Annotated in this window: 28 protein-coding genes; 17 read left to right on the top strand and 11 right to left on the bottom strand. The window is 62.7% G+C overall.

Going from position 1 to position 25,881, the window contains the following annotated elements:
* Positions 1-87: 87 nt before the first annotated feature.
* A complete protein-coding gene (locus tag JV551A3_RS26195; RefSeq protein WP_013974076.1) occupies positions 88-684 on the bottom strand; it encodes a superoxide dismutase in 597 nt (198 codons plus the stop codon).
* A 475-nt stretch (positions 685-1,159) separates the two neighbouring features.
* Positions 1,160-1,759: a LysE/ArgO family amino acid transporter gene (locus tag JV551A3_RS26190; RefSeq protein WP_133975233.1), complete on the bottom strand. Its 600-nt coding sequence runs from the start codon at positions 1,757-1,759 to the stop codon at positions 1,160-1,162.
* Positions 1,760-1,856: 97 nt separating this feature from the next.
* Here JV551A3_RS26190 and JV551A3_RS26185 point away from each other — a divergent pair, with 97 nt between their 5' ends.
* From JV551A3_RS26185 to JV551A3_RS26175, 3 genes are all read left to right on the top strand, one after another.
* Positions 1,857-2,747, top strand: a complete 891-nt coding sequence (locus tag JV551A3_RS26185) for a LysR family transcriptional regulator ArgP (RefSeq protein WP_133975231.1) — start codon at positions 1,857-1,859, stop codon at positions 2,745-2,747.
* A gap of 49 nt (positions 2,748-2,796) precedes the next feature.
* Positions 2,797-3,792: an NAD-dependent epimerase/dehydratase family protein gene (locus tag JV551A3_RS26180; RefSeq protein WP_133975229.1), complete on the top strand. Its 996-nt coding sequence runs from the start codon at positions 2,797-2,799 to the stop codon at positions 3,790-3,792.
* Positions 3,793-3,879: 87 nt separating this feature from the next.
* Positions 3,880-4,749, top strand: coding sequence for an ATPase (locus tag JV551A3_RS26175; protein ID WP_133975227.1), 870 nt, complete (start codon positions 3,880-3,882; stop codon positions 4,747-4,749).
* Between the two features lie 123 nt (positions 4,750-4,872).
* Here the strand turns inward: JV551A3_RS26175 and JV551A3_RS26170 are convergent, their stop codons facing one another.
* Both JV551A3_RS26170 and JV551A3_RS26165 read right to left on the bottom strand, forming a co-directional pair.
* The gene (locus tag JV551A3_RS26170) at positions 4,873-5,922 is read right to left on the bottom strand and encodes an alkene reductase (protein WP_133975225.1); all 1,050 of its coding nucleotides are present in this window, start codon (positions 5,920-5,922) and stop codon (positions 4,873-4,875) included.
* A gap of 17 nt (positions 5,923-5,939) precedes the next feature.
* Positions 5,940-6,242: an ArsR/SmtB family transcription factor gene (locus JV551A3_RS26165; RefSeq protein WP_003258229.1), complete on the bottom strand. Its 303-nt coding sequence runs from the start codon at positions 6,240-6,242 to the stop codon at positions 5,940-5,942.
* A 150-nt stretch (positions 6,243-6,392) separates the two neighbouring features.
* Between JV551A3_RS26165 and JV551A3_RS26160 the strand changes: the two genes are divergently transcribed.
* Positions 6,393-6,977, top strand: a complete 585-nt coding sequence (locus JV551A3_RS26160; protein WP_133975223.1) for an acyl carrier protein phosphodiesterase — start codon at positions 6,393-6,395, stop codon at positions 6,975-6,977.
* Positions 6,978-7,099: 122 nt separating this feature from the next.
* On the opposite strand, the gene JV551A3_RS26155 is transcribed toward JV551A3_RS26160, so the two are convergent.
* Together JV551A3_RS26155 and olsB are read right to left on the bottom strand one after the other, a co-directional pair.
* Positions 7,100-7,888 (bottom strand): lysophospholipid acyltransferase family protein, encoded by a 789-nt coding sequence (locus tag JV551A3_RS26155; RefSeq protein WP_133975212.1) that lies wholly within the window; start codon positions 7,886-7,888, stop codon positions 7,100-7,102.
* The gene (olsB, locus tag JV551A3_RS26150) at positions 7,888-8,643 is read right to left on the bottom strand and encodes an L-ornithine N(alpha)-acyltransferase (RefSeq protein ID WP_133975210.1); all 756 of its coding nucleotides are present in this window, start codon (positions 8,641-8,643) and stop codon (positions 7,888-7,890) included. The genes JV551A3_RS26155 and olsB overlap by 1 nt, the downstream gene beginning before the upstream one ends.
* Before the next feature lie 159 nt (positions 8,644-8,802).
* On the opposite strand from olsB, the gene JV551A3_RS26145 reads away from it, so the two are divergent.
* The 6 genes from JV551A3_RS26145 (at position 8,803) to JV551A3_RS26120 (ending at position 13,648) form a co-directional block, all read left to right on the top strand.
* Positions 8,803-9,690, top strand: a complete 888-nt coding sequence (locus JV551A3_RS26145; RefSeq protein WP_133975208.1) for an acyl-CoA dehydrogenase middle domain-containing protein — start codon at positions 8,803-8,805, stop codon at positions 9,688-9,690.
* Positions 9,691-9,857: 167 nt separating this feature from the next.
* Entirely contained in the window at positions 9,858-10,940 is a 1,083-nt protein-coding gene (locus JV551A3_RS26140) for a serine hydrolase domain-containing protein (protein ID WP_133975206.1), read from the top strand.
* Positions 10,937-11,233, top strand: a complete 297-nt coding sequence (locus tag JV551A3_RS26135) for an amidase (RefSeq protein ID WP_133975204.1) — start codon at positions 10,937-10,939, stop codon at positions 11,231-11,233. Before JV551A3_RS26140 ends, JV551A3_RS26135 begins: the two co-directional genes overlap by 4 nt.
* A gap of 44 nt (positions 11,234-11,277) precedes the next feature.
* A complete protein-coding gene (locus JV551A3_RS26130; RefSeq protein WP_013974065.1) occupies positions 11,278-11,859 on the top strand; it encodes a YceI family protein in 582 nt (193 codons plus the stop codon).
* A 1-nt stretch (position 11,860) separates the two neighbouring features.
* Positions 11,861-13,018: a phospholipase D-like domain-containing protein gene (locus JV551A3_RS26125; RefSeq protein ID WP_133975202.1), complete on the top strand. Its 1,158-nt coding sequence runs from the start codon at positions 11,861-11,863 to the stop codon at positions 13,016-13,018.
* A 51-nt stretch (positions 13,019-13,069) separates the two neighbouring features.
* On the top strand, positions 13,070-13,648 hold the full coding sequence (locus tag JV551A3_RS26120) for a DJ-1/PfpI family protein (protein ID WP_112250384.1): 579 nt from the start codon (positions 13,070-13,072) through the stop codon (positions 13,646-13,648).
* A gap of 124 nt (positions 13,649-13,772) precedes the next feature.
* Here the strand turns inward: JV551A3_RS26120 and JV551A3_RS26110 are convergent, their stop codons facing one another.
* Positions 13,773-14,171, bottom strand: coding sequence for a nuclear transport factor 2 family protein (locus JV551A3_RS26110; protein ID WP_015271666.1), 399 nt, complete (start codon positions 14,169-14,171; stop codon positions 13,773-13,775).
* Positions 14,172-14,286: 115 nt separating this feature from the next.
* Here JV551A3_RS26110 and JV551A3_RS26105 point away from each other — a divergent pair, with 115 nt between their 5' ends.
* Positions 14,287-14,877 (top strand): GNAT family N-acetyltransferase, encoded by a 591-nt coding sequence (locus tag JV551A3_RS26105; protein WP_112250386.1) that lies wholly within the window; start codon positions 14,287-14,289, stop codon positions 14,875-14,877.
* Positions 14,874-15,746 (top strand): carbon-nitrogen hydrolase family protein, encoded by an 873-nt coding sequence (locus tag JV551A3_RS26100; RefSeq protein ID WP_133975200.1) that lies wholly within the window; start codon positions 14,874-14,876, stop codon positions 15,744-15,746. Before JV551A3_RS26105 ends, JV551A3_RS26100 begins: the two co-directional genes overlap by 4 nt.
* 119 nt (positions 15,747-15,865) lie before the next feature.
* Here the strand turns inward: JV551A3_RS26100 and JV551A3_RS26095 are convergent, their stop codons facing one another.
* Complete coding sequence (locus JV551A3_RS26095; protein WP_112250390.1) at positions 15,866-17,389, bottom strand: fumarate hydratase; 1,524 nt, start codon at positions 17,387-17,389, stop codon at positions 15,866-15,868.
* A gap of 377 nt (positions 17,390-17,766) precedes the next feature.
* On the opposite strand from JV551A3_RS26095, the gene JV551A3_RS26090 reads away from it, so the two are divergent.
* Complete coding sequence (locus tag JV551A3_RS26090; RefSeq protein ID WP_133975198.1) at positions 17,767-18,687, top strand: iron-sulfur-binding ferredoxin reductase; 921 nt, start codon at positions 17,767-17,769, stop codon at positions 18,685-18,687.
* 124 nt (positions 18,688-18,811) lie between these two features.
* Here the strand turns inward: JV551A3_RS26090 and JV551A3_RS26085 are convergent, their stop codons facing one another.
* Both JV551A3_RS26085 and pyk read right to left on the bottom strand, forming a co-directional pair.
* Entirely contained in the window at positions 18,812-20,020 is a 1,209-nt protein-coding gene (locus JV551A3_RS26085) for an NHL repeat-containing protein (RefSeq protein WP_133975196.1), read from the bottom strand.
* 220 nt (positions 20,021-20,240) lie between these two features.
* Positions 20,241-21,692 (bottom strand): pyruvate kinase, encoded by a 1,452-nt coding sequence (pyk, locus tag JV551A3_RS26080; protein WP_133975194.1) that lies wholly within the window; start codon positions 21,690-21,692, stop codon positions 20,241-20,243.
* A gap of 179 nt (positions 21,693-21,871) precedes the next feature.
* On the opposite strand from pyk, the gene JV551A3_RS26075 reads away from it, so the two are divergent.
* The 3 genes from JV551A3_RS26075 (at position 21,872) to sbcB (ending at position 24,242) form a co-directional block, all read left to right on the top strand.
* The gene (locus JV551A3_RS26075; protein WP_025340503.1) at positions 21,872-22,258 is read left to right on the top strand and encodes a tol-pal system YbgF family protein; all 387 of its coding nucleotides are present in this window, start codon (positions 21,872-21,874) and stop codon (positions 22,256-22,258) included.
* A gap of 123 nt (positions 22,259-22,381) precedes the next feature.
* Positions 22,382-22,741 carry a PilZ domain-containing protein gene (locus JV551A3_RS26070; protein WP_114170035.1) on the top strand — a complete coding sequence of 120 codons (360 nt, stop codon included), beginning with the start codon at positions 22,382-22,384 and terminating at the stop codon, positions 22,739-22,741.
* Positions 22,742-22,808: 67 nt separating this feature from the next.
* Entirely contained in the window at positions 22,809-24,242 is a 1,434-nt protein-coding gene (sbcB, locus tag JV551A3_RS26065) for an exodeoxyribonuclease I (RefSeq protein ID WP_133975192.1), read from the top strand.
* Positions 24,243-24,327: 85 nt separating this feature from the next.
* On the opposite strand, the gene mvaT is transcribed toward sbcB, so the two are convergent.
* Positions 24,328-24,705, bottom strand: coding sequence for a histone-like nucleoid-structuring protein MvaT (gene mvaT / locus JV551A3_RS26060; RefSeq protein ID WP_015271662.1), 378 nt, complete (start codon positions 24,703-24,705; stop codon positions 24,328-24,330).
* Between the two features lie 284 nt (positions 24,706-24,989).
* Here mvaT and purU point away from each other — a divergent pair, with 284 nt between their 5' ends.
* Entirely contained in the window at positions 24,990-25,841 is an 852-nt protein-coding gene (gene purU, locus JV551A3_RS26055) for a formyltetrahydrofolate deformylase (protein WP_023662871.1), read from the top strand.
* The last annotated feature ends 40 nt before the right edge of the window (positions 25,842-25,881 follow it).

Raw genomic sequence — 25,881 nt, 5'->3', positions numbered from 1 at the left:
GTGGGAGCGGGCGCGTCCGCGAAGAGGGCCTTACAGGCATAAAAAAACCCGGCACCGGGCCGGGTTTTTCGTTCAGGGCTGAATGACTCAGGCCTTGAAGGTCTTGCCTTCGAACTGTTCGGCAACGAAGGCCCAGTTGACCAGGTTCCAGAACGCCTCGACGTACTTCGGACGCAGGTTGCGGTAGTCGATGTAGTAGGCGTGCTCCCAGACGTCGCAGGTCAGCAGCGGGGTGTCGCCGCTGGTCAGCGGGCAGCCGGCGCCGATGGTGCTGGCCAGGGCCAGGGAACCGTCAGCCTTCTTCACCAGCCAGCCCCAGCCGGAACCGAAGGTGCCAACCGAAGTCTTGGTGAACTCTTCCTTGAACTTGTCGAAGGAACCGAAAGCGGCGTTGATGGCGTCAGCCAGGGCACCGGTCGGCTGGCCACCGGCGTTTGGTGCCAGGCAGTTCCAGTAGAAGGTGTGGTTCCAGACTTGAGCGGCGTTGTTGAAGATGCCGCCCGAAGAGCTCTTGACGATCTCTTCCAGGGTCTTGCCTTCGAATTCGGTGCCTGGGACCAGGTTGTTCAGGTTCACGACATAGGTGTTGTGGTGCTTGTCGTGGTGATACTCCAGGGTTTCCTTGGAGATGTGCGGCTGCAGGGCATCGTGGGCGTACGGCAGCGGCGGCAATTCAAAAGCCATGGTGGATCTCCTGATTCAGGTCTGTTTGCGGTTTGCGCAAGGCCGATCACGGGCGGCCCGATGAGCGTCGGCGAGTTTGTACTCTTTGCGACGCAAGGGCTGGATCATAGCACCGGGCCCGGCGCATAACCACGCAACAAAGATAGGGAATAGAGGTTCCAGAGCGGTTGGGGCGTACCGACCGGTGGTGTTCGCCTTGAGGGTTGTAGCGCCTGTGAGATCGAGCACCGCCCGCGCGGCGCTTCGCAGCACAAGGCTGCTCCTACATCTGTTTCGGGCCAGTATCGCCTGTGCCAACGCACGCGACCGCCTTGTTTGCCCGGCACGATTTTGAGATGAACGCCAAGGGGCCGCGCGCTTTCGTCTCAGGAATAACTGGCCCGAAACAGATGTAGGAGCAGCCTTGTGCTGCGAAGCGCCGCGCGGGCGGCGCTCGGTCTCACAGGCGATGAAGATGCTATGCCAGGCCCTGCGCTCAGTTGAAAATCAACTGCGCCGCCACCGCGAACATCATCACCGCCACCATCAGGTCGAGCATGCGCCAGGTCGCCGGCCGGGCCAGCCACGGCGCCAGCCAGGCCGCGCCGATCGCCAGGGTCGAGAACCACAGCAGCGAGGCACTGGCGGCGCCGGCCACGTAGGCACCGGGCGCAGCCTGCTGGGCGCCCAGCGAGCCGATCAGCAGCACCGTGTCGAGGTACACGTGCGGGTTCAGCAGGGTCACCGCCAAGGCGCTGAGCAGTACCGCGCGGCGTGAGCGCGCACCCTGGCCTTGCTGGTGTTGCAGGCTTTGCTTGGAGCAGGCGCTGCGCAAAGCCTTGGCGCCGTACCAGATCAGGAACACCGCACCGCCCCAGCGGGCGATCGCCAGCAGGGTCGGGTTGTGCGCCAGCACGGTGGCCAGGCCGAACACCCCGGCTGCCACCAGGATGGCGTCACAGACGATGCACAGTGCCGCCACCGGCAAATGATGTTCGCGGCGCAAGCTCTGGGCGAGGACGAAGGCGTTCTGTGCACCGATGGCCATGATCAGGCCGAAGGCCACGAGCATGCCGTTGAGATAGCTTTGCCACATGGCCTGCTCTCCAAAGAAGCTAAAAGATGCTGGCCATTGTGATGAACCACGCTGTATAAGAAAAACAAATAGAGCTGATCCCTCATTAGGAAAATCGATGTTCGACTACAAGCTGCTGGCCGCCCTCGCCGCGGTGATCGAGCAGGGCGGTTTCGAACGCGCGGCGCAGGTGCTGGGCTTGTCGCAGTCGGCCATCTCCCAGCGCATCAAGCTGCTCGAGGCGCGGGTCGGTCAGCCAGTGCTGGTGCGTGCCACCCCACCAAGCCCGACCGAAGTCGGCCGCCAGTTGCTCAACCATGTGCAGCAGGTGCGCCTGCTCGAACGCGACCTGCAGCGCCAGGTGCCGGCGCTGGACGAGGAGGGCATGCCGGAGCGCCTGCGCATCGCCATCAACGCCGACAGCCTGGCCACCTGGTGGGCCGGCGCAGTGGGCAAGTTCTGCGCACAGCAGAACGTGCTGACCGACCTGGTGGTGGAAGACCAGGAAGTGGGCCTGAAACGCATGCGTGCGGGCGAAGTGGCGGCCTGCCTGTGTGGCAGCGAGCGGCCGGTGGCCGGCGCGCGCAGCCTGCCACTGGGTGCCATGCGCTACCGGGCGCTGGCCAGCCCCGGGTTCATGGTGCGGCATTTTCCGCAGGGTTTCGCTGCCAGCCGCCTGGCCCGTACCCCTGCGATCGTTTACGGCCCGGACGACTTCCTGCAACACCGCTACCTGGCATCGCTGGGCATCGAGGACGGCTTCCTGCACCACTTGTGCCCGTCGTCCGAAGGTTTCCTGCGCATGACCGAAGCGGGCCTGGGCTGGGGCCTGGTACCGGAACTGCAAGCTCGCGAGCAACTGGCCAGCGGGCAGTTGGTGGAAATCTGCAGCGATACCCCCATCGATGTGCCGCTGTACTGGCATCATTGGCGCAATGGCGGGCAACTGCTTGCGCAACTGACCGACCACCTGCGGCACACCGCACGGCAATGGCTGGTGCCCTTGTAGCCACGGCTGGCGTCAGTTGCATCTGAAATCTGGCAAGACGGAGTCTTACATGCGAATTCTGGTCACCGGCGCGAGCGGCTTCATTGGCGGGCGCTTTGCGCGCTTTGCCCTGGAGCAGGGCCTGGACGTGCGGGTCAGCGGCCGTCGAGCCGAAGGGGTCGAGCACCTGGTCAAGCGCGGCGCCCAGTTCATCTCCGGCGATCTGGGTGATGCCGAACTGGCCCGCCGCCTGTGCCAGGGCGTCGATGCGGTGGTGCATTGCGCTGGCGCAGTGGGCAACTGGGGGCGCTATCAGGATTTCTACCAAGGCAATGTGGTGGTCACCGAAAACGTGGTCGAGGGCTGCTTGAAGGAGCACGTGCGACGCCTGGTACACCTGTCTTCTCCGTCGATCTACTTCAATGGCCGCTCGCGCCTGGACATCCGGGAAGACCAGGTGCCGCGCCGCTTTCACGACCACTACGGGCATACCAAGCACATGGCCGAGCAGAAGGTATTCGGTGCCCAGGAGTTCGGTCTCGAGGTACTGGCACTGCGCCCACGCTTCGTCACTGGCGCGGGCGATGCCAGTATCTTCCCGCGGCTGATGCAGATGCAGCGCAAGGGGCGTGTGGCAATCATCGGCAACGGCCTTAACAAAGTTGATTTCACCAGCGTGCACAACCTCAACGAAGCGCTGCTCAGTGCCTTGTTCGCCGACGACCGGGCGCTGGGCCAGGCCTACAACATCAGCAACGGCCAGCCGTTGCCGCTGTGGGACGTGGTCAACTACGTGATGCGTCAGATGCAGCTGCCGCAGGTTACCCGTTACCGTTCCTACGGCCTGGGTTACAGCCTGGCCGCGCTGAACGAGGCGGCTTGCATGTTGTGGCCGGGGCGCCCGCAACCGACCCTGTCGCGCCTGGGGATGCAGGTGATGAGCCGCGATTTCACCCTGGATATCAGCCGTGCCCGACAGTACCTGGATTACCAGCCCAAGGTCAGCCTGTGGACGGCGCTGGATGAATTCTGCGCCTGGTGGAAGCATCAGCCCCCGGGGCAGTGAAGCCGCCCGGCCGACAATGGTCATCAACGCGCCGCGCTGGCGGTTTATACTCGTGCCTCTTTGCGACTACCGCGGTTGAATGTATCCATGCGTAACCATGCTCACGATGACTACGATGACGTGCCGACCCTGCGTGCCGGCACCCATGACGATGACGAACTGATGCCGGCGCACGTGGCGCGCAGCCGCCAGAAAGCCGCCCGCGGTGCCAGCACGGCGCCGCTCTGGGCGTTGCTCGGCGCCTCGTTCATCGCCTTGGCGGGCCTTGGCTGGTGGAGCTTCCAGCAGATCTCGCTGATGGAGCAGCAGCTGGTGGCGACCCAGGAAAGCTTCGCCCGCATCAGCGAAGAAGCGGCCGGGCGCCTGCAGGCGATCAGTGGCAAGGTGGCGGCCAGCGAATCCGGCGCCACTACCAACAGCGAGGCGCTGAAGCTGCAATTGCGCCAGTTGCAGAAGGGCGTGGCCGGGCAGACCGGCGACCTGGGCAAGCGCCTTGAGCAGGTGCTGGCCGATACCCGTGAACAGCAGAAGGCCGTGACCGAGCTGCAAAGCCAGTTGCAGGCGCAGTTGAAGGCGGTGAATGGTGAACTGGCCGCATTGCGCTCGGGCCAGGTCGATGGGGGCAAGCTGGATACCCAATTCAAGGGGTTGAACGAACAGGTCGCTGCGCTGAAGGCCGCGCAGGTGGATGGCGCCAAGCTGGATGGGCAGCTCAAGAGCCTGGGCAGCGAGGTGGCGGCATTGAAGAAGCAGGGTAACCCGAGCGCGGCCATCCAGAGCCTGGAGCAGGACATTCTGGTGCTCAAGAGCCAGATCGACAACCGCCCGGCCGCGGCGGCCTCCGGTGGTGCTTCGGTGCAGGAGTTCGATGCCTTCAGGGCGCAGACGACCCGTAACCTGAATACCTTGCAGAGCCAGGTTCAGAACCTGCAGCAGCAGATCAATGCCCGGCCGTGACATGGTAGGGGAGGGCTTTGCCCTCCTTTCGCGACACAAGGCCGCTCCTACAGGGGAACGCGATTTCCTGTAGGAGCGGCCTTGTGTCGCGAAAGGGCCGCAAAGCGGCCCCGGCGATTTCAGTTACAACCGCGGATAGTCGATGTATCCCACCGGCCCCTTGCCATAGAAAGTCTCCGGCCGCGCCTCGTTCAACGGCGCATCCGCCGCCAGCCGCGCCGGCAGGTCAGGGTTGGCGATGAACGGCACGCCAAACGCCACGGCGTCAGCCTTGCCACTGGCCAGGGCCGCATTGGCACTGGCCTTGTCAAACCGCTCATTGACGATGTACGGGCCACCGAACGCTTCCTTGATCAGCGGGCCGATACTGTCATCGGCTTCCTTTTCACGCGAGCAGATGAAGGCAATACCCCGCTTGCCCAGCTCGCGGGCTACGTAGGTAAAGGTTTCGGCGCGGTCGGCATCGCCCATGTCATGGGCATCGGCACGCGGTGCCAGGTGCACGCCGACGCGGTTGGCGCCCCACACCTCGATGGCCGCATCGGTCACTTCCAGCAGCAGCCGCGCACGGTTTTCCAGCGAGCCGCCGTAGCGGTCGGTGCGCTGGTTGGTGCTGCTCTGCAGGAACTGGTCGAGCAGGTAGCCGTTGGCACCGTGGATTTCCACGCCATCGAAACCGGCAGCCTTGGCATTCTCGGCACCGCTGCGGTAGGCCTCGACGATGTCGATGATTTCTTCGGTTTCCAGCGCGCGCGGGGTGGGGTAGTCGCTGAGCGGGCGTACCAGGCTTACATGGCCTTTAGGCTGAATTGCACTGGGGGCTACCGGCAGCTCGCCGTTCAGGTAGCTGGGGTGGGAGATGCGGCCTACATGCCATAGCTGCAGGAAGATGCGCCCGCCGGCGGCATGCACGGCCTTGGTCACATTGTTCCAGCCACGCACCTGTTCGTCGTTCCAGATACCGGGGGTATCCGGGTAGCCGACGCCCATGGCGCTGACCGAGGTCGCCTCGCTTAGGATCAGCCCGGCGCTGGCGCGCTGCACGTAGTACTCGGCCATCAACGCGTTGGGTACGCGGCCGTCGTCGGCCCGGCAGCGGGTGAGCGGGGCCATGATGATGCGGTTGGGCAGTTGCAGGTCGCCCAGGGTGATCGGATCGAAAAGCGTGGTCATGACGGTTACCTGCCTGTTCAAAGTGCTTGGCGCAGTTGTTCGAGAAATGCCTGGATGGTGGCTTCGTTGCGTTTGAAGAAGTGCCATTGGCCGATCTTCTGGCTGCTGATCAGCCCGGCGCGCTGCAGGGTGGCCAGGTGGGCGGAGACGGTCGACTGCGAAAGGCCGCAGCGTTGGTCGATCTGCCCGGCACACACACCGTTCTCGGTGCTGTGGTACTGGTCGGGGAATTGCGTTGCCGGGTCCTTCAGCCAGCTGAGGATTTCTCGCCTGACCGGGTGGGCCAGCGCTTTTATGATTTCGTCGAGATCGAGAGGCATGGGTTGAGGCTCGTTGTAGCGGTATATCGCGATGGAACGAAATGTAAATCGCGCTTTGCCGATATACCAATACCAAGAGGTTCTGAGCTCAGCATGAATCGCTATATCGCGTTATAACGATATGCCAGCTGGCGGTGCTAGACTGCGCTGATGAACTACCTCGCACACCTGCACCTGGGCGGCCCGGCGCCGCAACAACTGCTTGGCAGCCTGTATGGCGACTTCGTCAAAGGCTCATTGGAAGGGCGCTTCCCACCTGCGCTGGAGGCGGCCATCCGGCTGCACCGGCATATCGACAGCTATACCGACCAGCACCCGTTGGTGTTGGCGGCGCTGGCGCGTTTTCCACGGGAGCGGCGGCGCTTTGCAGGCATCGTTCTGGATGTGTTTTTCGACCATTGCCTGGCGCGGCATTGGCGGGATTATGCCGAACAGCCGCTGGAGCAGTTCACCGGGGACTTTTATCGGGTATTGCTGGCGGAGCCCGAGTTGCCGGGGCGGCTGGCGCGGATTGCGCCGTTCATGGCGGCGGATGACTGGCTGGGGGCGTATGGCGACTTTGCCACGCTGGAGCAGGTGTTCAACGGCATTGCCCGGCGCTTGTCGCGGCCGGAAGGGATGGTTGGGGTGATGGGGGAACTGGAGCGGTTGTATGAGCCACTGTTGGCGGACTTCAGGGCGTTTTATCCACAGTTGCAGGCGTTTGCTGCGGCTGGCCGGTTATCTGACAGTTAGTCCTGCGCTGGCTTCTTCGCGGGCTTGCCCGCTCCCACAGGTTGGCGCGGTCCTCAAGATATGCGCGAATCCTGTGGGAGCGGGCAAGCCCGCGAAGAGGCCGGTACTGGCAGTGCAACAATTCAGGCAGCCCGCGCCTGCCGCCGTGGCGCCAGCTCGACTTCGTCAACCCCGAACAACGCCAGGTGGATCGCCTGCTGCGCCTGCAGCGCCAGCACCGCTCGCTCCTTGCCCACGCTGCCGATCGGCTGCAACAGGTGAATGCACACCTCGCCCCGCGGCAGGGCAAACAGGCGCATCAGGTGCGACACCAGGTCATCGTCACCAATGAACGGCGCAATCGGGTCGATCTGGCCTTCGCGCAGGTACTGGATGGCCACCGGCTGCACCGCCACGCCACGGTCGATGGCGCCTGCCAGCAGGCGGCCATGAAAGGTGCGCAGGGTACGGCCGCTGGTGGTGGTGCCTTCCGGGAAGATCAGCAGCGGCCGGGAGAGGCCCAGTTGCCCGGCGATCTGCTCGCGCAGGCGCTGGCTGTCGCCCCCGCCACGGCGGATGAACAGAGTGCCTGCCTTTTCCGCCAACCAGCCGGCCACCGGCCAATGGCGCACTTCGGCCTTGGACAGGAACGACAGCGGCAGCAGCATGCCGAGCAGGGGGATATCGGTCCAGGATACGTGGTTGCTGACCCACAGCATCGGCCGCTGCGGCAGCTCGCCGATTACCCGTACATCGAAGGGCAAGGCCGCGACCAGGCGTTTCATGAACAGGCAGGACCAGCGCTGGCGGCGCTCGATGGGTGCCTTGAACCCCAGGCGTTCGCCCAGGGCAATCACGCTGGCCATCAGCATGCCCAGCAGCAGCACCAGCAGCAGTCGAGTCAGGCGGGCCATTACCCGCAGCTTCGGCATCAGACCGCTGCCTTGAAGTGGCGGGCGTAGCGTGGGCACAGTTCGTCGCGCTTGAGCAGGATAAACACGTCGGCCACCTGGAAGTCCTCGTCCCAGCATGGCTCGCCGCAGATCTTCGCGCCCAGGCGCATGTACGCCTTTAGCAGCGGTGGCATTTCGGCAATGACATTGTTCGGCAGGGACAGGTTGGGCAACGGGTTCTTTGGCTCGGCGCGCAGGTGCTCGGTGCACAAGTAGCGGTCACGCAGTCGCTGCATCACTGCGTGGGCCTGTACCCCGCCATCCTGCATGGGGATGCTGGCGCAGCCCATCAGGTAGCTGTAGCGGCCTTCGTTGAGCACTTCGGCCAGTTCGCCCCAGAGCACGGCGATGGTGCCGCCGTTGCGGTAGTCGGGGGCTACGCAGGTGCGGCCCAGCTCCAAGATCGGGCCCTGCAACTGCAACAACCCGTGCAGGCTGAATTCTTCTTCGCTATAGAAGCGGCCCAGGCTGCTGGCAGCCTGATGGTCCAGCAGGCGGGTGGTGGCAACCAGCTCTCCGGTGCTCAGGTCGCGTACGCCAATGTGGCGGCAGTGCACGTCGTAGTCGTCCATGTCCAGGCCTTGCTCGGCTCCTTTGAGCTTGGCCTTGAATTCGGCGCTGAACACTTTGTAGCGCAGGGCCTGGGCTTCCTGCAGGGCCGCAGCGCCAACCAGGCGTTCGGCTTGCAGACGGCGTTCGGTGCTGTTGTCGCCAGCGTGAGCGATCCGAGTCATTACGAGTCTCCATAAGCCAGCCATGAAGGGTTGCGGCCGGTCGGCTTTGTTGTGCAAAGTCAGCCTAGGTAGATGGGGTGTCACCCCTGTGAATCTTTGGTGATGCTTGCGTGACACCCCCTGAGCCTCAACTGAAAGCCCTCAGCAAGGAGCCGACCGATGGCCTGGTTGCAACGACTCAACGACCCGCTTCGCCAAGCGCTGGCGGGCACCCTGGGCGAAACCTATGCCGCCCTGCTGGAGCGCCTTGGCCCGGTTGCCCCATTCGAACTGGCGGTGCTCGGCGGGCGCGCGATGAGCACCCCGGGCCTGGCCTTCCTGGTCGGCTACCAGGCCGCCTTGCGCGTGCTGTGGCCCAGTGCCCCACCCAGCCTCGGTGCCCTGTGTGCCACCGAACGGCGCAGCGTGCGGCCGGCGGACATGCACACGCGCCTGGACGGCTTGCGGCTGACCGGCAGCAAGGATTTCGTCACTGCAGGCCTGGAGGCGGAATGGCTGTTGGTGGCGGCACGCTGCGAGGCGACTGGGGCGGCACCACAATTGAGCCTGGCGGTGGTCTACCCCGGGGAGCCCGGTGTGACGCTGGAAGCGCTGCCTACCCTGCCGCTGATGCCGGAGGTAGGCCACGGGCGATTGGTGCTGGAGCAGGCAGCGTGCGAATTGCTGGCCGGTGATGGCTGGGATGCCTATGTGAAGCCGTTCCGTTCGCTGGAGGACTTGTATGTGCTTACGGCACTGACGGCCTGGCTGTATGGCGTGGGGCAGGAGTGCGCCTGGCCGCAGGACTTGCGCCTGCGCTTGCTTGGATTGCTGGCGGGGTGTGCCGAGGGCAGCCGGCAGTGTGCCGATAGCGTGGGTTGCCATTTGTTGCTGGGGGGATTGTTCGCACAGTTCCAAGCGCTGCGAGGGGAGATCGATGCTGCGTTGGCAGCGGGGCCGGAGCAGTGGGCGCAGATCTGGCAGCGTGACCAGGGGGTGATGGCGCTGGCGACGGCGGCGCGGGAGAAGCGGCTGAACAAGGCCTGGGCTGCTGCGGGATTGTCATGAATGCCTGATAGGTTTGGATGATCCGATGAATCCTGGGGCCGCTTTGCGGCCCTTTCGCGACACAAGGCCGCTCCCACAAAAGCAAGAGCAGCGCTATTCCCTGTGGGAGCGGCCTTGTGTCGCGAAAGGGCTGTGCAGCAGCCCCAAAATTGCGAGCCTGAAACTGGATGCTGAAAAGTCTGCTGCTGCTTTTTTGCATGGCTACGGGAACCGCCAAAGCCGAGGTCTGGCCAACTCCGGACTGGCCAATCGACAACACCCCTCTCGACTGGCAAGCCGTCGACGCCTACGCCTTCCCCGCCCGCACCACCCCAGAACGCAGCGGCATCCGCACCGACGCCCTGCTGATAATCCGCGACGGCCGTATCCTTCACGAACGCTACGCCGCCCCCAGCACCGCCGCCACCGCCCACCTCACCTGGTCGATCAGCAAGAGCGTACTCGCCACGCTGTTGGGCGTAGCCCAGGGCGAAGGCCGCTTTCAGCTGCATGACCCGGTCGCCCGTTTCTACCCGGCCATGCACGGCCACCCTGGCGTGCGCATGGCCGATCTGCTGCATTGGGCCAGCGGCCTGGACTGGCAGGAGGACTACGAGTACGCCCCGCTCAAGTCCTCGGTGGTGGCCATGCTGTATACCCGTGGCCGCGAGGACATGGCGGCGTATACAGCCGCGCGGGAAGCGGTGGCCAGCCCGGGCCAGCGGTTTCTCTATTCCAGTGGTGACAGCAACCTGCTGGCCGCCGCGCTGCGTGGCATGCTCGATGCCGATCAGTACCGCGACTACCCCTGGCATGCGCTGTTCACCCCTTTGGGCATCGACAGCGCGGTATGGGAGCGGGACCGCTCGGGAACCTACGTGGGCTCGTCCTACCTGTACCTCAGCGCTCGCGACCTGGCGCGTATCGGCCTGCTGATGCAGCGTGACGGGCGCTGGCAGGGGCGGCAATTGCTGCCCAAGCCCTGGGTGGCCTTCAGCCGCACGCCGTTTGCCAGGGCCGAAGCGCTGCCCGGCGAGGCCAACCCCGGTGGCCATTGGTGGCTCAACCAGCCGCTGGCCGACGCTGCACGGCCTTGGCCGAGTGCGCCCGCAGACACCTATGCAGCCCTTGGCCACTGGGGCCAGGCGCTATACGTGCTGCCCGCACAAAAGCTGGTGATCGTGCGTTATGCCGATGACCGCGACGGCAGCTACCAGCACGACGAACTGCTCAAGCTGATACTCGCGGTGCTGGCCGGGGAGGGGGCATGAAGCGGGTGCTGCTGGTGGTATTGCTGGGGGTAGTGTACTGGGCCTGGCACGAGCGCCAGGCCTTGGCGGACTTCCCCGGCATTCTTTCGGCCTACTCGGCCAAGGAATATTGCTCGTGCCGCTTCGTCATGGGTTTCGAGCCGGCGTATTGCCAAGGCTATGTGAAGCAATGGCTGCCGCTGAGCTTGCTTGCGGAAGACAGCCAACAGCGGCAGGTCACCGCCGAAGGCCTGGGCCGACGCAACCAGGCCGCCTGGCAAGGCCCACGCGAGGGCTGCCGCTTGCTGCCGTGAAGGCGGGCGGGTAAGGTTGGCGGCCTGGTTTCACGAGATCTGTCATGTTCAAGCTGCCCCGCCTGCTGCCCGCCCTGTTGCTGGCTTTTTGCCTGCCCGCCCATGCCAACTGGCACCTCGATGGCGAGTCTTCGCGCCTTTCGTTCATTACCGGCAAGAACGGTAACACCGCCGAAGTGCACCGGTTCCTGGTGCTGCATGGCACGGTCGACCGCAAGGGTGTGGCCGGGTTGAGCATCGAGATGGACTCGGTGAGCAGCGGTATTCCGCTGCGTGACGAACGTATGCGAGAGGACCTGTTCGAGGTCGAGCGCTTTGCCGAAGCCAAGGTGCAGGCGCAATTGGACCTGCGGCCGATCAACGACCTGGCCAACGGTGCCCAGATCGAACTGCGCCTGCCGCTGACCGTAACCCTGCATGGCCAGTCGCACAGCTACAACGCCCTGCTGCTGGCCACCCGCCTGGACGAGCGACGCTTCCAGGTGGTGACCCTCGAGCCCCTGGTGCTGCGCGCCGAGGATTTCGGCCTGCTGCCGGGGCTGCAACGCCTGCGCAAGTTCGCCGGGCTCAAGTCCATCAACCCGTCGGTGCCGGTTAGCGCGGTGCTGATCTTCACCGCCCGCTGACATGCCGGGGCCGGTCTTTCCCTGGCGGGATGGCAACCAGTTCGAACTGCTGATCGACGGCCCCGAGTTTTTTCCGCGCATGCTCCTGGCGATCGTGCGCGCCGAGTTCCAGGTCGACCTGGAGCTGTACCTGGTCGAGGCCGGTGACTGCGCGGATGCGGTGGTCGAAGCGCTGGAGCAGGCTGCCCGACGTGGCGTGCGGGTGCGCTGCCTGTTCGACGACTATGGCTCGCTGGCTTTCAACAGCAAGTTGCGTCAGCGCCTGCTGGACGCAGGTGTGTACCTGCGCTGGTACAACCGCCTGCGCTGGAAGCGTGGCCTGCGCAACCTGTACCGCGATCACCGCAAGTTGCTGCTGGTGGACGAGCGCTGGGCAGTGGTGGGCGGCACGGGTGTCACCGACGAGTTCTGGACGCCGGGTGAGGCGACCAGTGAATGGCACGAGGTGATGGTGCAGATGCAGGGGCCGGTAGTGAGCGACTGGCAGTTGCTGTTCGATCGCCAGTGGCACGCCAACAACCGTCGTACCGCCTGGCGCCCCGCTGAGGGCTTTGGCCTGCCGCGCCTGCCCAAGGTGCCTGCGCAGGGGCAGGGCATGGGCCGGGTGGCGTATGCCGACGCCCGCCAGCACCAGGACATCCTGCATTCGCTGGTACGGGCAATCAACAGCGGCAAGCAGCGAGTCTGGCTGGCAACGCCTTACTTCCTGCCGACCTGGAGCGTGCGCCGGTCGCTGCGCCGGGCTGCCGGCAAAGGGGTCGATGTGCGGCTGCTGCTAACCGGGCCACGCACCGATCACCCATCGGTACGTTACGCCGGGCACCGCTATTACCCGCGTTTGCTGCGCGCCGGGGTGCGCATCTACGAGTACCAGCCGTGTTTCCTGCACCTGAAGATGGTGCTGATCGACGACTGGGTCAGTATCGGCTCATGCAACTTCGATCACTGGAACCTGCGTTTCAACCTCGAGGCCAATATCGAGGCACTCGACCCGCCGCTGACAGCAGCCGTGCAGGCCAGTTTCGAGCGTGATTTCGCCTTGAGCGAGGTAGTCGACCTGGGCCACTGGAATGCCCGGCCGCTGTGGCGCCGGATGAAGCAGCGGTTGTGGGGTTGGCTGGACCGGTTGGTGGTCAACCTGCTCGACCGTCGCGACTGAGACCGGCTATCGTGCAGTGACTGTCTCAAGGCAATCGAAGGAGTGGGTGCGATGACGGCGAAGAAAATTCTCATGTTGGTCGGTGACTACGTCGAAGATTACGAGGTCATGGTGCCGTTCCAGGCGCTGAGCATGGTCGGGCACACCGTGCATGCGGTATGCCCGGAAAAGGTCGCGGGGCAGACCGTGCGTACCGCGATTCATGACTTCGAGGGCGAACAGACCTACAGCGAAAAGCCGGGGCACAATTTTGCCCTGAATTACGATTTCGTGCGGGTGCGTGCCGAGGGTTATGACGCGTTGCTGATCCCCGGTGGCCGGGCACCGGAGTACCTGCGTCTGGATGAAAAGGTGCTGGAGCTGGTACGGGCGTTCGACCAGGCCGGCAAGCCGATTGCGGCGGTTTGCCATGGTGCCCAGCTGTTGGCGGCGGCAGGTGTGCTGGAGGGGCGCGAATGCAGTGCGTACCCGGCGTGTGCCCCGGAAGTGCGCCTGGCGGGCGGGACGTTCATCGATATCGCGGTGGACCAGGCGCATGTGGACGGCAACCTTGTGACGGCACCGGCATGGCCGGCGCATCCGGCGTGGCTGGCGGCATTCCTCAAGGTGCTGGGCACTCGCATCTCCTGAGCGGGCCTCTTCGCGGGTAAACCCGCTCCCACAGGGATTGCACAGGTTTTGGAATTTGTGGCGACCCTGTGGGAGCGGGTTTACCCGCGAAGAGGTCGCTACAGGCAATACACCCCTGCCAGGCTCAACCCACCTGCTCAACCCAGTCATTGAGGTTGTAGTAGTTGGTCACCCGGGCAATCTTCCCGCAGTGAATATAGAAGAACGCCCCCGCCGGCAGCACATAGGTCTGCCCGTTGGCCGCCGGCAACCCTTCGTCATCGGCCAGATATTCCCCATGCACGGTGAACTCCGCCGCCGCGCGGCTGCCGTCGGCGTTCTGCATCACCACGATGTCGGCCAGGCGCTCGCGGTAGCAGCGGTTCATCTTGTCCATGAACGCTGCAAACCGGGCCTTGCCCATCTGTCGCTCGCCCTGGTTGATGTCGTGGATCACATCCTCGCTGAGCAGGGCAAGAAAGGCCGGCATGTCGCCAGCGTTAAAGGCAGCGTAGTAAGCATTTACCAGTTCGGTAGCGGTCATGGAACAATACCTGTCGTGGAGGGAAAAGGCGGGTCGTTGCTTCGGATGATAGGGTTTCCCCTCAAGCCCGGCTTAGCCGAGCGCGTCATCCACATCGACAAAACGACCGCCAAGCATGGAAATACGCCTGTTGCACGGCGCCGCTATCGCGCCTTACATCGATGACCTCGCTCGCCTGCGCCTTACCGTGTTCCGCGAGTTTCCCTACCTTTACGACGGCACCCCGGAATACGAGGCCGACTACCTGGCCACCTATGCCCGCTCCGGGCGCAGCCTGGTGGTGCTGGCGCTGGACCACGGCAAGGTGGTCGGCGCCTCCACCGGCCTGCCGCTGGTGGATGTCGCCCCCGAGTTCCAGCAGCCGTTCCTGGCCCAGGGGCGCGACCCGGCCAGCGTGTACTATTTCGGCGAATCGGTGGTGCTGCCCGAGTACCGTGGCCAAGGCCTGGGGGTGCGCTTTTTCATCGAGCGCGAGTCCTACGCACACAAACTGGCCGAGTTCGATTACTGCGCGTTCTGCGCGGTCGAGCGGCCAGGCGTGCATCCACGGCGGCCAGCGGACTACAAGCCATTGCATGGCTTCTGGCGTAACCGCGGCTTCCTGCATGACCCGTCGCTGCGCACCAGCTACGCCTGGCGCGACCTGGACGAGCAGGAGAGTTCTGACAAGCTGATGTCGTTCTGGCTCAAGGAACTGCCGATATGATCCGCCTGGCGGCCTGCCAGTACGCTATCGAGCTACATGAAACCTGGGAGGCCTACGCCGACCACCTGCAAGGCCTGTGCGCCGAGGCGGTGGAGGCGGGGGCCCGCCTGCTGCTGTTGCCGGAGTACGCCGGGCTGGTACTCAGCGGGCAGCTGAGTGCCGAGCAACGGGGTGACCTGAAGGCCTCTATCGCCGGTATCCAGCCGTTGATCGAGCCCTGGAAGGCCTTGTGCGAGGGCCTCGCCCGGCGCTGGGGTATCTACCTGCAACCAGGTAGCGTACCGGTACTGGACAGCGATGGGCGCTATCGCAACCGTGCCTGGCTGTTCGGCCCCAACGGTGTGCTGGGCTACCAGGACAAACTGATGATGACCCGTTTCGAGCGGGAGCAGTGGGACATAGTCGCGGGCCAGGGGCTGCAGGTGTTTGACACCGAACTGGGGCGCCTGGGGATCCTGATCTGCTACGACAACGAATTCCCGATGCTGGCCCGGCGCCTGGCCGAGGGTGGTGCCGACCTGATCCTTACACCAAGTTGCACCGACACCGAGGCGGGTTACCACCGGGTGCGCATTGGCGCGCAGGCGCGGGCGCTGGAGAACCAGATTGCGGTGTTGCAGAGCCCTACTGTCGGGCTGGCGCCGTGGTCGCCGGCGCTGGACGAGAATATCGGCCGGGCAGGGTTGTTCGTGCCGCCGGATCATGGGATGCCGGGGGATGGGGTAGTGGCGCTGAGTGAAGAGCTGAGTCCGGTTTGCAGCCAGTGGCTGGTGTGCGAAGTGGACCTTGAAGAGGTGCGGCGGGTGAGGCGGGAAGGGCAGGTGTTTACCCGCAGGGATTGGCCGGAGCAGTTTGACAGAGTTCTGTGAAAACAGTGCCGGCCTCTTCGCGGGCTTGCCCGCTCCCACACGGGCAGCGCAAGCCTGAGGCTGCGCGTTACCTGTGGGAGCGGGTTTACCCGCGAAAAAGGCGACACTCTACATCAGGCTTACTTCACTTCGACTGCCAGGCTCTGGGCAATCTTGCTCTGCCACAGGGCAGGGCCAGTGATGTGTACCGACTCACCGTTGCTGTCCACGGCGACGGTCACCGGCATGTCCTTGACCTCGAACTCGTAGATCGCTTCCATGCCCAGCTCGGCGAAGGCCAGGACCTTCGACTTGCGGATGGCCTGGGCCACCAGGTAGGCGGCGCCGCCGACGGCCATCAGGTACACGGCCTTGTTGTCCTTGATCGCTTCGATGGCGGTGGGGCCGCGCTCGGACTTGCCGATCATGCCCAGCAGGCCGGTCTGCTCGAGGATCTGGCGGGTGAACTTGTCCATGCGGGTGGCGGTGGTCGGGCCAGCTGGGCCTACCACTTCGTCACCGACCGGGTCGACCGGGCCGACGTAGTAGATGAAGCGGCCTTTCAGGTCCACCGGCAGCTCTTCGCCACGGTTGAGCATTTCGACCATGCGCTTGTGCGCGGCATCGCGGCCGGTCAGCATCTTGCCGTTGAGCAGGATGGTTTCGCCCGGCTTCCAGCTGGCGACTTCTTCTGGGGTGATGGCGTCGAGGTTGACGCGACGGGCGCTCGGGCCGGCTTCCCAGACGATTTCCGGGTAGGCGTCCAGCGACGGCGCTTCCAGCTCGGCCGGGCCGGAGCCATCGAGCACGAAGTGGGCGTGGCGGGTGGCGGCGCAGTTGGGGATCATGCACACCGGCAGCGAAGCGGCGTGGGTCGGGTAGTCCATGATCTTCACGTCGAGCACGGTGGTCAGGCCACCCAGGCCCTGGGCGCCGATGCCCAGCTGGTTGACCTTCTCGAACAGCTCCAGGCGGATTTCTTCCAGGCGGTTCTGCGGGCCACGGGCTTTCAGTTCGTGGATGTCGATGGACTCCATCAACACTTCCTTGGCCATCACCGCGGCCTTCTCGGCGGTACCGCCGATGCCGATGCCGAGCATGCCAGGCGGGCACCAGCCAGCGCCCATGGTCGGGACGGTCTTCAGTACCCAGTCGACGATCGAGTCGGACGGGTTGAGCATGGCCATCTTCGACTTGTTCTCCGAGCCGCCGCCCTTGGCTGCGACATCGACCTCGACCTTGTCGCCTGGGACGATGGAGTAGTGGATCACTGCCGGGGTGTTGTCCTTGGTGTTCTTGCGGGCACCGGCCGGGTCGGCCAGGATCGAAGCGCGCAGGACGTTTTCAGGCAGGTTGTAGGCGCGACGCACACCTTCGTTGATCATGTCGTCGACGCTCAGGGTGGCGCCGTCCCAGCGCACGTCCATGCCCACGCGCACGAACACGGTGACGATACCGGTGTCCTGGCAGATCGGGCGGTGGCCGGTGGCGCACATGCGCGAGTTGATCAGGATCTGGGCGATGGAATCACGGGCAGCAGGCGACTCTTCACGCAGATAGGCCTCGTGCATGGCCTGGATGAAATCGACGGGGTGGTAGTACGAGATGAATTGCAGGGCGTCGGCGACGCTCTGAATCAGGTCGTCTTGCTTGATCACGGTCATGCAGCGCGCTCCTCTTAAAGACGGGAACATTCATATAGACGCTCGACGGTGCCGACCAGCGTGTCGAAACGCCTTGCAAAGGCGCGCCGGCAGCATGGCCGACGCAAAAGGGCGCGGCAGTATAGCGTGCCTCACCGTGTGAAACACCTGCGAGTGGTCTGGACCATGGTCGGCAGGTGGCAGGCATTGTTCTTGCTGGCTCGCTGAAGAAATAGGATGCTTTGGAAGGGGCTGCTCTGCAGCCCATCGCCGGCAAGCCAGCTCCCACAGGATTGCACCATGCCTGAGGCTTGCACATTACCTGTGGGAGCTGGCTTGCCGGCGAATAGGGCGCAAAGCGCCCCCAGAAAATCAACAGCTGGAAGAGATAGCTCACAATGCCCGAACTTTGCGTGGGCGAGCGCCGCTGGGCGGTGCCGACCGGCAGCAACCTGCTCGATGCCTTGAATGATGCCGGGCTCAACGTGCCTTACAGCTGCCGCGCCGGCAGTTGCCATGCCTGCCTGGTGCGCTGCCTGGCCGGGCAACCGCTGGACGCCTTGCCCCAGGCCCTGGCGCAGGACAAGCACGCCCAGGGCTGGCGCCTGGCCTGCCAGTGCCAGGTAGTCGAAGACCTGCGCGTGGCGCTGTTCGACCCGCAGCAGGATGGCCTGCCGGCGCAGGTGTGTGCCTTGGACTGGTTCGGCGATGTGCTGCGCGTACGGTTACGCCCCGAACGGGCAATGCGTTACCAGGCGGGGCAGCATGTGGTGCTGTGGAATGGCGCGGTAGCGCGGCCTTACTCCTTGGCCAGCCTGCCGGGCGAAGATGATTATCTCGAGTTCCATATCGACTGTCAGCGCCCCGGTGCCTTTTGTGACAGGGCCCGTGGCTTGCAACTGGGTGATGTGCTGCGCCTGGGCGAGCTCAGGGGTGGGGCCTTGCATTACGACCCGGACTGGCAGCAGCGGCCGCTGTGGTTGCTGGCGGCGGGGACCGGGCTGGCGCCGTTGTGGGGCATCTTGCGCGAGGCATTGCGGCAGGGGCACCAAGGTGAAATCAGGGTGATGCATGTGGCGCGCGAGGGCGCCGGGCATTATCTGGCCGAGCCGTTGCGTGAGATGGCGGGTGTGAATGTCGAGTTGGTATTGGCAGAGCAGTTGGATGAAGCGTTGGCCGGGCTGCGGCCGTCATCGCGCCAGACGGTAGCGCTGGTGTGCGGGGCGCCCAACAGTGTCGAGCGGTTGGCGCGGTGGCTGTTCATTGCCGGTGTGCCGCGCAGGCAGGTGTTTACCGATAGGTTTGTTAGTGCTCTTTGATCGCTTTGGGGAGAGGTTACGTGTTGAGGGACCTGTAGTACGGACCTATCGCATAGAGCGCACCACTGCAATTAGCTGGGGGTTGTTACGGGTAGGTCCGTATAAGGGTATCCTGTGAAACCGATTATTTAACGGCGGTTAGACAACGAAGTATTACTCCACCACCCGTGTTGCCGGTAATTATTGTTTTGCCGTCGGTTTCCCTATCAGCGCTATACGCATATTCATTACCAAGGCCCAAGGCCAAATGATCCCACCCTTGCTGGTACCGGCCGAATGATGTGTCGGGGCTGCCATCAAGATTCCAACGGCCTACGATGATCTCGTCATGATCTACAGTTTCTCCGCCAATCCTTGCTGTGCCAACGGTAATGATGTGTTCATTGAATGTTTGGACAAACTGCCACCTGGCTTCGACCTGCTTGGAATCAGTATATTTGATAAAGTCTAATTCGCCATTTTCTTTAAAGCCGCAAATGTATCCCAGGCCGCTATAACCGCAGCATACAATGCCTTGTTGTTTTTCCAGTGCTACGATATCCCTGAGCGAATGATTTTTTTGCTCGGTGAGCACATGATAGCCTGTATTGTTAAAGCCTTTGTCTTCCGTTCCGTTATCGTTGAGGCATGCTACAAAGGGTAGGTTATCCCAACTGAAAATAGAGCCGCATACATAAATTTTGTTATTTCTAATTGTCATGGAGAAGGCTAGGTTAGAGGAACCCTCATATCCTGGTGGGGTCAAGTACTTATAGCCGTTTTCGCTAAAGCTCCTGTCCAGGTTCCCGTCAAGGTCCAGTCGAACCACTGCGCTTGACTTGGCGAAATGATCAAAAATGTAGATTTTGTCGGCCGCGAGCAGGTGAGTCTGGTTGGCGTGCCCAGGGTTGTGTGAGATCTCTGCAGTAGCTGAGTCGTGACGTTTTCTCTGAATGGGTAATTCTATAAGCTTGTAGCCGTTGTCTCCGAAACCTATATCCAACTGACCGTTCTCATCGAAGCGAGCAACAATTAAGTTGTTGTAGTAATCTCTCGTTTCGCTGCCGATGACAAATACTCGGTTGTCGGCGGTAGTTTGTATGCTCCTTACATAGCCATCTCCGGGGAAGTGTCCCCAAGTGATACCGTCTGTACCGAATCGCTTGTCGAGCTTTCCGGAATCATCGACTTTTGCGATGAAGTAGCGCTCACTTGACCCAATTCCGGTAATCAATCTCCCCGGCTGAGCGTCGACTGATGCGGTGATCGCAAGCATATCGGGGTGGGGATGGCTAACGCCTTTTTCCCCATAGTCTGGGTCTAACAAGCCCGAGGATGGTTTGGGTTCGCTCATTTCGTAAACTCTAGTATGCTGAAAGGAGCTTGAATGATCACATGGTCAATGCAGGGTAACTACTGGCAAAAATACTAGGTTATATATGAGTAGAGATGGTGCAAACAATGCATTTCAGGGCGTCTACTCGCACCTTTGCTAATAAAAGCGGTCTCGATCCGGATAATAAAAAGCCCCGCTCAACTACGTTCGCAGGGCTTTGTACAGTAATAAACAGAGCTTAGATCAGAGGATCACCGACATGCAGGATCTTCATGCCATTGGTGCCACCGATGGTGTGGTAGCTGTCACCCTTGGTCAGGATCACCCAGTCACCTTGCTCCACCAGGCCACGCTTGAGCAGTTCGTCGACGGCCGCCTGGCTCACCTTGTCGGCCGGCAGCGAAGCCGGGTCGAAGGCGATCGGGTAGACGCCACGGAACATGTTGGCGCGTGCCTGGGTGGCGCGGTGCGGCGAAAGGGCGAAGATCGGCACGTGCGAACGCAGACGCGACATGATCAACGGGGTGTAGCCACTTTCGGTCAGGGCGATGATCGCCTTGACGCCAGGGAAGTGGTTGGCGGTGTACATGGCCGCCAGGGCGATGCTTTCGTCGCAACGCTCGAAGGTGGTGTGCAGGCGGTGGCTGGACTTCTGGCTGGTCGGGTGCTTTTCGGCACCCAGGCAGATGCGGGCCATGGCCTGTACGGCTTCGATCGGGTAGGAGCCAGCGGCGCTTTCGGCCGACAGCATCACCGCGTCGGTGTTGTCCAGCACGGCGTTGGCCACGTCGGACACTTCGGCGCGGGTCGGCATCGGGTTCTGGATCATCGACTCCATCATCTGGGTCGCCACGATCACCGCCTTGTTGTTGCGGCGGGCGTGCTGGATGATCTTCTTCTGGATGGCGATCAGCTCGGCGTCACCGATTTCCACGCCCAGGTCGCCACGGGCAACCATCACGGCGTCGGAGGCGAGGATCAGCTTGTCGAGGGTCTCGTCGTCGGCCACCGCTTCGGCGCGTTCGATCTTGGCCACCAGCCAGGCACTGCCGCCAGCTTCGTCACGCAGCTTGCGTGCGTATTCCATGTCGCTGGCGTCACGCGGGAAGGACACGGCCAGGTAGTCCAGGTCCATTTCCGCGGCCAGCTTGATGTCGGCCTTGTCCTTCTCGGTCAGGGCCGGTGCGGTCAGGCCGCCGCCTTTACGGTTGATACCCTTGTGGTCCGACAGCGGGCCACCGATGATCACCACGCAGTGCAGGGCATCTGCGGTGGCGGTTTCGACGCGCATCACCACACGGCCATCGTCGAGCAGCAATTCGTCACCAACGCCGCAGTCCTTGACCAGGTCGGGGTAGTCGATACCGACGATGTCCTGGTTGCCTTCGGTCAGCGGGTGGGCGGTGGAGAAGGTGAACTTGTCACCGATCTTCAATTCGATGCGCTTGTTGGCGAACTTGGCGATGCGGATCTTCGGACCCTGCAGGTCGCCCAGCAGTGCAACATGGCGGCCGTTCTTGGCGGCGATTTCACGGATCAGGCGCGCGCGGGCCTTGTGCTCGTCCGGAGTGCCGTGGGAGAAGTTCAGGCGTGCCACGTCCAGGCCGGCGAGGATCAGCTGTTCGATCACTTCCGGCGAGTTGCTGGCGGGGCCAAGGGTGGCGACGATTTTGGTACGGCGGATGCTCATGCACAGACTCCTATAGTGAAGCGCAGCGAAAGGCTACTCCTGAATCTCGCTGTAGTCATTGTTCCGTTGCACTACCTGCGACCAAGGCAGGGTGGCATTTGAACGGGCAAGGTATCCTTGCAAAAGGGTGTGAAGATTTGCCGGCAAAGGCCGATACACTGGCATCAAAGGAGACCCCCATGCGAGCCCTGATCGTTTTAGCCCTGGCGGCCAGCGCCGTCGGCTGCACCCGCTGGTCCATGGACCACCACCTGAACAATGCCTACCGCGCCTACGACCGTGGCGATTGCGCACGGGTCATGCTCGAGCTGTCACAGGTCGACCGCACCAGCCGTGCGCGACCGTTCATCCACCCCGAGGTGTCGCTGCTGCGCGGCCAGTGCCTGGAGCGCCAGGCGTTGTACGTGGATGCCGCGCAGACCTACCAGTACCTGATCCAGCAGTACCCGGGCAACGAATACGCCTATCGCGCCCAGGCGCGCCTGCAGACCCTGGAGAAACTCGGCCATTTGCGCGGCGCCGAAGCCGCCGTGGCAAACCCGGTGACCGCCGCACCTTGGCGTTAACACCAAGGTGCATTTTATTTAACAGGATTTGCCGCGTGCACTGGGCTAATCTGTAACTCAGCTGTTACAACAACCGCCAGTTCCACGTATTCCTGGCTCCGGATACGGACTGCAATCGCGATCATGTTCAACAAGCGCCACATCGAACGCCATCAACTGCCTTGTGTCCTGCAGGTGTTCAACCGCTGTACCGGTCAGCTGATCGGCCAGCTGGGCAATGCCTCCGAGGACGGGCTCATGCTGATCAGCCAGTTGCCGGTGCTGGTCGGGCCCGACTACGACCTTCAGTTGCGTCTGCCGCTGGTCGGGGGCGGGCATCAGTTCGTCAACCTCACCGCCAGTTGCCTGTGGTGCCGCGAAGACCAGACGCCGGGGCATTACGATTCCGGCTTCATGCTGCTGCAGGCGCCTCGCGAATACGACGAATTCGTCCGCTCGTTGCGCGACTTTTTCAGCTTCAACCCGGCCAACGCTTCCGTCTGAGTCTGCGCATCCTGGCTCAGGCCAGAATCGCGCTAGAATCGGGTCGACCTCGATACAGGACGACCCCGTGACCTCCAGCATTTTCTGGCACGACTACGAAACCACCGGCATCAACCCGCGCTGTGACCGGCCGCTACAGGTGGCCGGCGTGCGCACCGACTTCGACCTCAACGAAATCGACGAGCCGATCAGCCTTTATTGCCGGCCCTCCGATGATATCCTGCCGCACCCGGCCGCCTGCCTGGTGACCGGTATCACTCCGCAACTGCTGGCCGAGCAGGGCCTGTGCGAAGCCGAGTTCATGACCCGGGTACATGCGCAACTGGCGCACCCTGGCACCTGCGGTGCTGGCTACAACACCCTACGCTTCGACGACGAAGTGACCCGCTACAGCCTGTACCGCAACTTTTTCGACCCCTACGCGCGAGAGTGGCAGGGCGGCAACAGCCGCTGGGACCTGATCGACATCGTGCGCACGGCCTATGCATTGCGCCCGGACGGCATCGAGTGGCCGCAACAGGACGGGCGCACCAGCCTGCGCCTGGAACTGCTGAGCAAGGCCAATGGCATCGACCACGGGCATGCTCACGAGGCGCTTTCCGACGTGCGGGCAACTATCGCCCTGGCCCGCCTGATCCGTCAAAAACAGCCCAAGTTGTATGACTGGCTGTTCCAGTTGCGCAGCAAGCATAAAGTGATGGAGCAGATCCGTTTGTTGCAGCCTCTGGTACATATATCCGGGCGCTTCTCGGCGGCACGCAATTACCTTGGTGTCGTATTGCCACTGGCCTGGCACCCGCGTAATCGCAATGCACTGATTGTGTGCGACCTGCATCAGGAAACCCTACCGTTACTACGGGAAAGTGCTGAAGTTCTACGCCAGCGTTTGTATACCCGCCATGAAGAACTGGCCGAAGGCGAATTACCCGTGCCGCTCAAACTGGTGCAGATCAATCGCTGCCCGGTACTGGCGCCACTTTCGGTATTGCGCCCGGCCGATCAACGACGGCTGGGGCTGGACTTGACGTTGTTACAATTGCGTGGCGAAGAATTGGCCAAGCAACAGGCGCAATGGCAAGACAAGCTGGAACACATCTACGGCAAGGAAGACTTCGCCCCGAGTGAAGACCCGGAACAACAGTTGTATGACGGTTTTCTGGGGGACCGTGATCGCCGCTTATGTGAGCAAGTTCGTGCACTGGAACCGGCGCAGTTGGGGCGCGGGCAGTGGATGTTCGATGACTCGCGCCTGCCTGAACTGTTGTTCCGCTATCGGGCGCGAAACTTCCCCGAGACCCTGACCGGAGAAGAGCGGCAACGCTGGTTCAGCTTCTGCCAGCAGCGCCTGAGCGACCCGCGGTGGGGCGCGCCGAATACGCTGGGCGACTTTGAACAGGCGCGGCAGCAGGCCTGGGAGGGCGCCGACGAGGCGGGGCGGCGGGTGCTGGACGCGTGGCAGGTACATGCCCGGCAATTGCAGGCACAGTTTGCAATTGGCTGAGCGCTGACACAAAACGCGGACAAACAAGAACGCCGGCAATATGCCGGCGTTCTTGTTGCGATAAGCAGCAGGCGTGTGCGGACAATCAGTCCAGCAGGGTCGCCCAGCTTTCAACCACATCGCCACCCCACTTGGCTTTCCATTCTTTCAGGGTCTTGTGGTTGCCGCCTTTGGTTTCGATCACTTCATTGTTGTGCGGGTTCTTGTATTGCTTGACCTTGCGTGCACGCTTGGTGGCGGTAGTCTTGACCGCACCACGAGGTGCCTTGCTCAGTTTCGACTCTGGGTCGAGCAGGGCAATCACGTCGCGCAGCGACTTGGAGTACTCGCCCATCAGTGCGCGCAGTTTGCCTTCGAACTCCAGTTCTTTCTTCAGCTTGTCATCCTGCGACAGGTTGGCCAGGCGGGCCTGAAGTTCCTTGATGGCTTCTTCGGTAGCGCGGTACTCGTTGATCAGGGACATGGAGTGTTCCTTAATGCGTGTTCAGAAATGTGTGGGGCAATAATAGACAGGCAATACTCGCAAGTAAACATATTGTTGGGCAATTAACTGTTAACTAAGCTGTGACAACCATTTCTCTACGTGAACAAAAATTTACAATTAACCCTGCATTTCGTCATGTCTGTCAGAGAATGCCGGCAGTGCATCTCGTCAGGAACACAGGCCACGGCCGCTGCGATCAATACTGCGTTTTTGCTGGCGGGCCGCTAGAATGAGCGCCTTTGCGAAGTTCTGGAGTCTCATTCATGCGCACCTATCGTCTGGTGATCGCCTGCCCCGACCGTGTTGGCATCGTGGCGAAAGTCAGTAATTTCCTGGCCTTGTACAATGGCTGGATCAACGAAGCCAGCCACCACTCCGATGAGCAGAGCGGTTGGTTCTTCATGCGCCATGAAATCCGCGCCGAATCGCTGCCGTTCGGTATCGAAGCCTTCCGCGAGGCGTTTGCGCCGATCGCCGAAGAGTTCTCCATGACCTGGCGCATTACCGACTCGGCGCAGAAAAAACGCGTAGTGCTGATGGCCAGCCGTGAGTCGCACTGCCTGGCCGACCTGCTGCACCGCTGGCACACCGATGAGCTGGACTGCGAGATCCCTTGCGTGATCTCCAACCACAACGACCTGCGCAGCATGGTCGAGTGGCACGGTATTCCGTTCTTCCATGTACCGGTCGACCCCAAGGACAAGGCCCCGGCCTTTGCCGAGGTTTCGCGCCTGGTGCAGGAGCACGCCGCCGATGTGGTGGTGCTGGCCCGCTACATGCAGATTCTGCCGCCGCAACTGTGCCAGGACTATGCTGAAAAGGTGATCAACATCCACCACAGCTTCCTGCCATCGTTCGTCGGCGCCAAGCCGTATCACCAGGCTGCCCTGCGTGGTGTGAAGCTGATCGGCGCGACTTGCCACTACGTCACCGAAGAACTGGACGCAGGCCCGATCATCGAGCAGGACGTGGTGCGTGTCAGCCATGCCGACAGCATCGACGACATGGTCCGCTTTGGCCGTGATGTGGAGAAGATGGTGCTGGCCCGTGGCCTGCGTTATCACCTGGAAGACCGGGTGTTGGTGCATGGCAACAAGACTGTGGTGTTTGACTGACAGGGTCGGGTTGCCTGTGAGATCTTGGGGCTGCTTTGCA

The organism is Pseudomonas inefficax, from assembly GCF_900277125.1.
Classification (GTDB): Bacteria; Pseudomonadota; Gammaproteobacteria; order Pseudomonadales; family Pseudomonadaceae; genus Aquipseudomonas; species Aquipseudomonas inefficax.
Note: the sequence above shows the minus strand (reverse complement) of the source record. Positions and strands in the feature narration are given on the sequence as shown.

Coding starts and splice junctions, on each gene's coding strand:
- JV551A3_RS26195 (WP_013974076.1), bottom strand. CDS start 684: ATGGCTTTTGAATTGCCGCCGCTGCCGTACGCCCACGATGCCCTGCAG.
- JV551A3_RS26190 (WP_133975233.1), bottom strand. CDS start 1,759: ATGTGGCAAAGCTATCTCAACGGCATGCTCGTGGCCTTCGGCCTGATC.
- JV551A3_RS26185 (WP_133975231.1), top strand. CDS start 1,857: ATGTTCGACTACAAGCTGCTGGCCGCCCTCGCCGCGGTGATCGAGCAG.
- JV551A3_RS26180 (WP_133975229.1), top strand. CDS start 2,797: ATGCGAATTCTGGTCACCGGCGCGAGCGGCTTCATTGGCGGGCGCTTT.
- JV551A3_RS26175 (WP_133975227.1), top strand. CDS start 3,880: ATGCGTAACCATGCTCACGATGACTACGATGACGTGCCGACCCTGCGT.
- JV551A3_RS26170 (WP_133975225.1), bottom strand. CDS start 5,922: ATGACCACGCTTTTCGATCCGATCACCCTGGGCGACCTGCAACTGCCC.
- JV551A3_RS26165 (WP_003258229.1), bottom strand. CDS start 6,242: ATGCCTCTCGATCTCGACGAAATCATAAAAGCGCTGGCCCACCCGGTC.
- JV551A3_RS26160 (WP_133975223.1), top strand. CDS start 6,393: ATGAACTACCTCGCACACCTGCACCTGGGCGGCCCGGCGCCGCAACAA.
- JV551A3_RS26155 (WP_133975212.1), bottom strand. CDS start 7,888: ATGCCGAAGCTGCGGGTAATGGCCCGCCTGACTCGACTGCTGCTGGTG.
- olsB (WP_133975210.1), bottom strand. CDS start 8,643: ATGACTCGGATCGCTCACGCTGGCGACAACAGCACCGAACGCCGTCTG.
- JV551A3_RS26145 (WP_133975208.1), top strand. CDS start 8,803: ATGGCCTGGTTGCAACGACTCAACGACCCGCTTCGCCAAGCGCTGGCG.
- JV551A3_RS26140 (WP_133975206.1), top strand. CDS start 9,858: ATGCTGAAAAGTCTGCTGCTGCTTTTTTGCATGGCTACGGGAACCGCC.
- JV551A3_RS26135 (WP_133975204.1), top strand. CDS start 10,937: ATGAAGCGGGTGCTGCTGGTGGTATTGCTGGGGGTAGTGTACTGGGCC.
- JV551A3_RS26130 (WP_013974065.1), top strand. CDS start 11,278: ATGTTCAAGCTGCCCCGCCTGCTGCCCGCCCTGTTGCTGGCTTTTTGC.
- JV551A3_RS26125 (WP_133975202.1), top strand. CDS start 11,861: ATGCCGGGGCCGGTCTTTCCCTGGCGGGATGGCAACCAGTTCGAACTG.
- JV551A3_RS26120 (WP_112250384.1), top strand. CDS start 13,070: ATGACGGCGAAGAAAATTCTCATGTTGGTCGGTGACTACGTCGAAGAT.
- JV551A3_RS26110 (WP_015271666.1), bottom strand. CDS start 14,171: ATGACCGCTACCGAACTGGTAAATGCTTACTACGCTGCCTTTAACGCT.
- JV551A3_RS26105 (WP_112250386.1), top strand. CDS start 14,287: ATGGAAATACGCCTGTTGCACGGCGCCGCTATCGCGCCTTACATCGAT.
- JV551A3_RS26100 (WP_133975200.1), top strand. CDS start 14,874: ATGATCCGCCTGGCGGCCTGCCAGTACGCTATCGAGCTACATGAAACC.
- JV551A3_RS26095 (WP_112250390.1), bottom strand. CDS start 17,389: ATGACCGTGATCAAGCAAGACGACCTGATTCAGAGCGTCGCCGACGCC.
- JV551A3_RS26090 (WP_133975198.1), top strand. CDS start 17,767: ATGCCCGAACTTTGCGTGGGCGAGCGCCGCTGGGCGGTGCCGACCGGC.
- JV551A3_RS26085 (WP_133975196.1), bottom strand. CDS start 20,020: ATGAGCGAACCCAAACCATCCTCGGGCTTGTTAGACCCAGACTATGGG.
- pyk (WP_133975194.1), bottom strand. CDS start 21,692: ATGAGCATCCGCCGTACCAAAATCGTCGCCACCCTTGGCCCCGCCAGC.
- JV551A3_RS26075 (WP_025340503.1), top strand. CDS start 21,872: ATGCGAGCCCTGATCGTTTTAGCCCTGGCGGCCAGCGCCGTCGGCTGC.
- JV551A3_RS26070 (WP_114170035.1), top strand. CDS start 22,382: ATGTTCAACAAGCGCCACATCGAACGCCATCAACTGCCTTGTGTCCTG.
- mvaT (WP_015271662.1), bottom strand. CDS start 24,705: ATGTCCCTGATCAACGAGTACCGCGCTACCGAAGAAGCCATCAAGGAA.
- purU (WP_023662871.1), top strand. CDS start 24,990: ATGCGCACCTATCGTCTGGTGATCGCCTGCCCCGACCGTGTTGGCATC.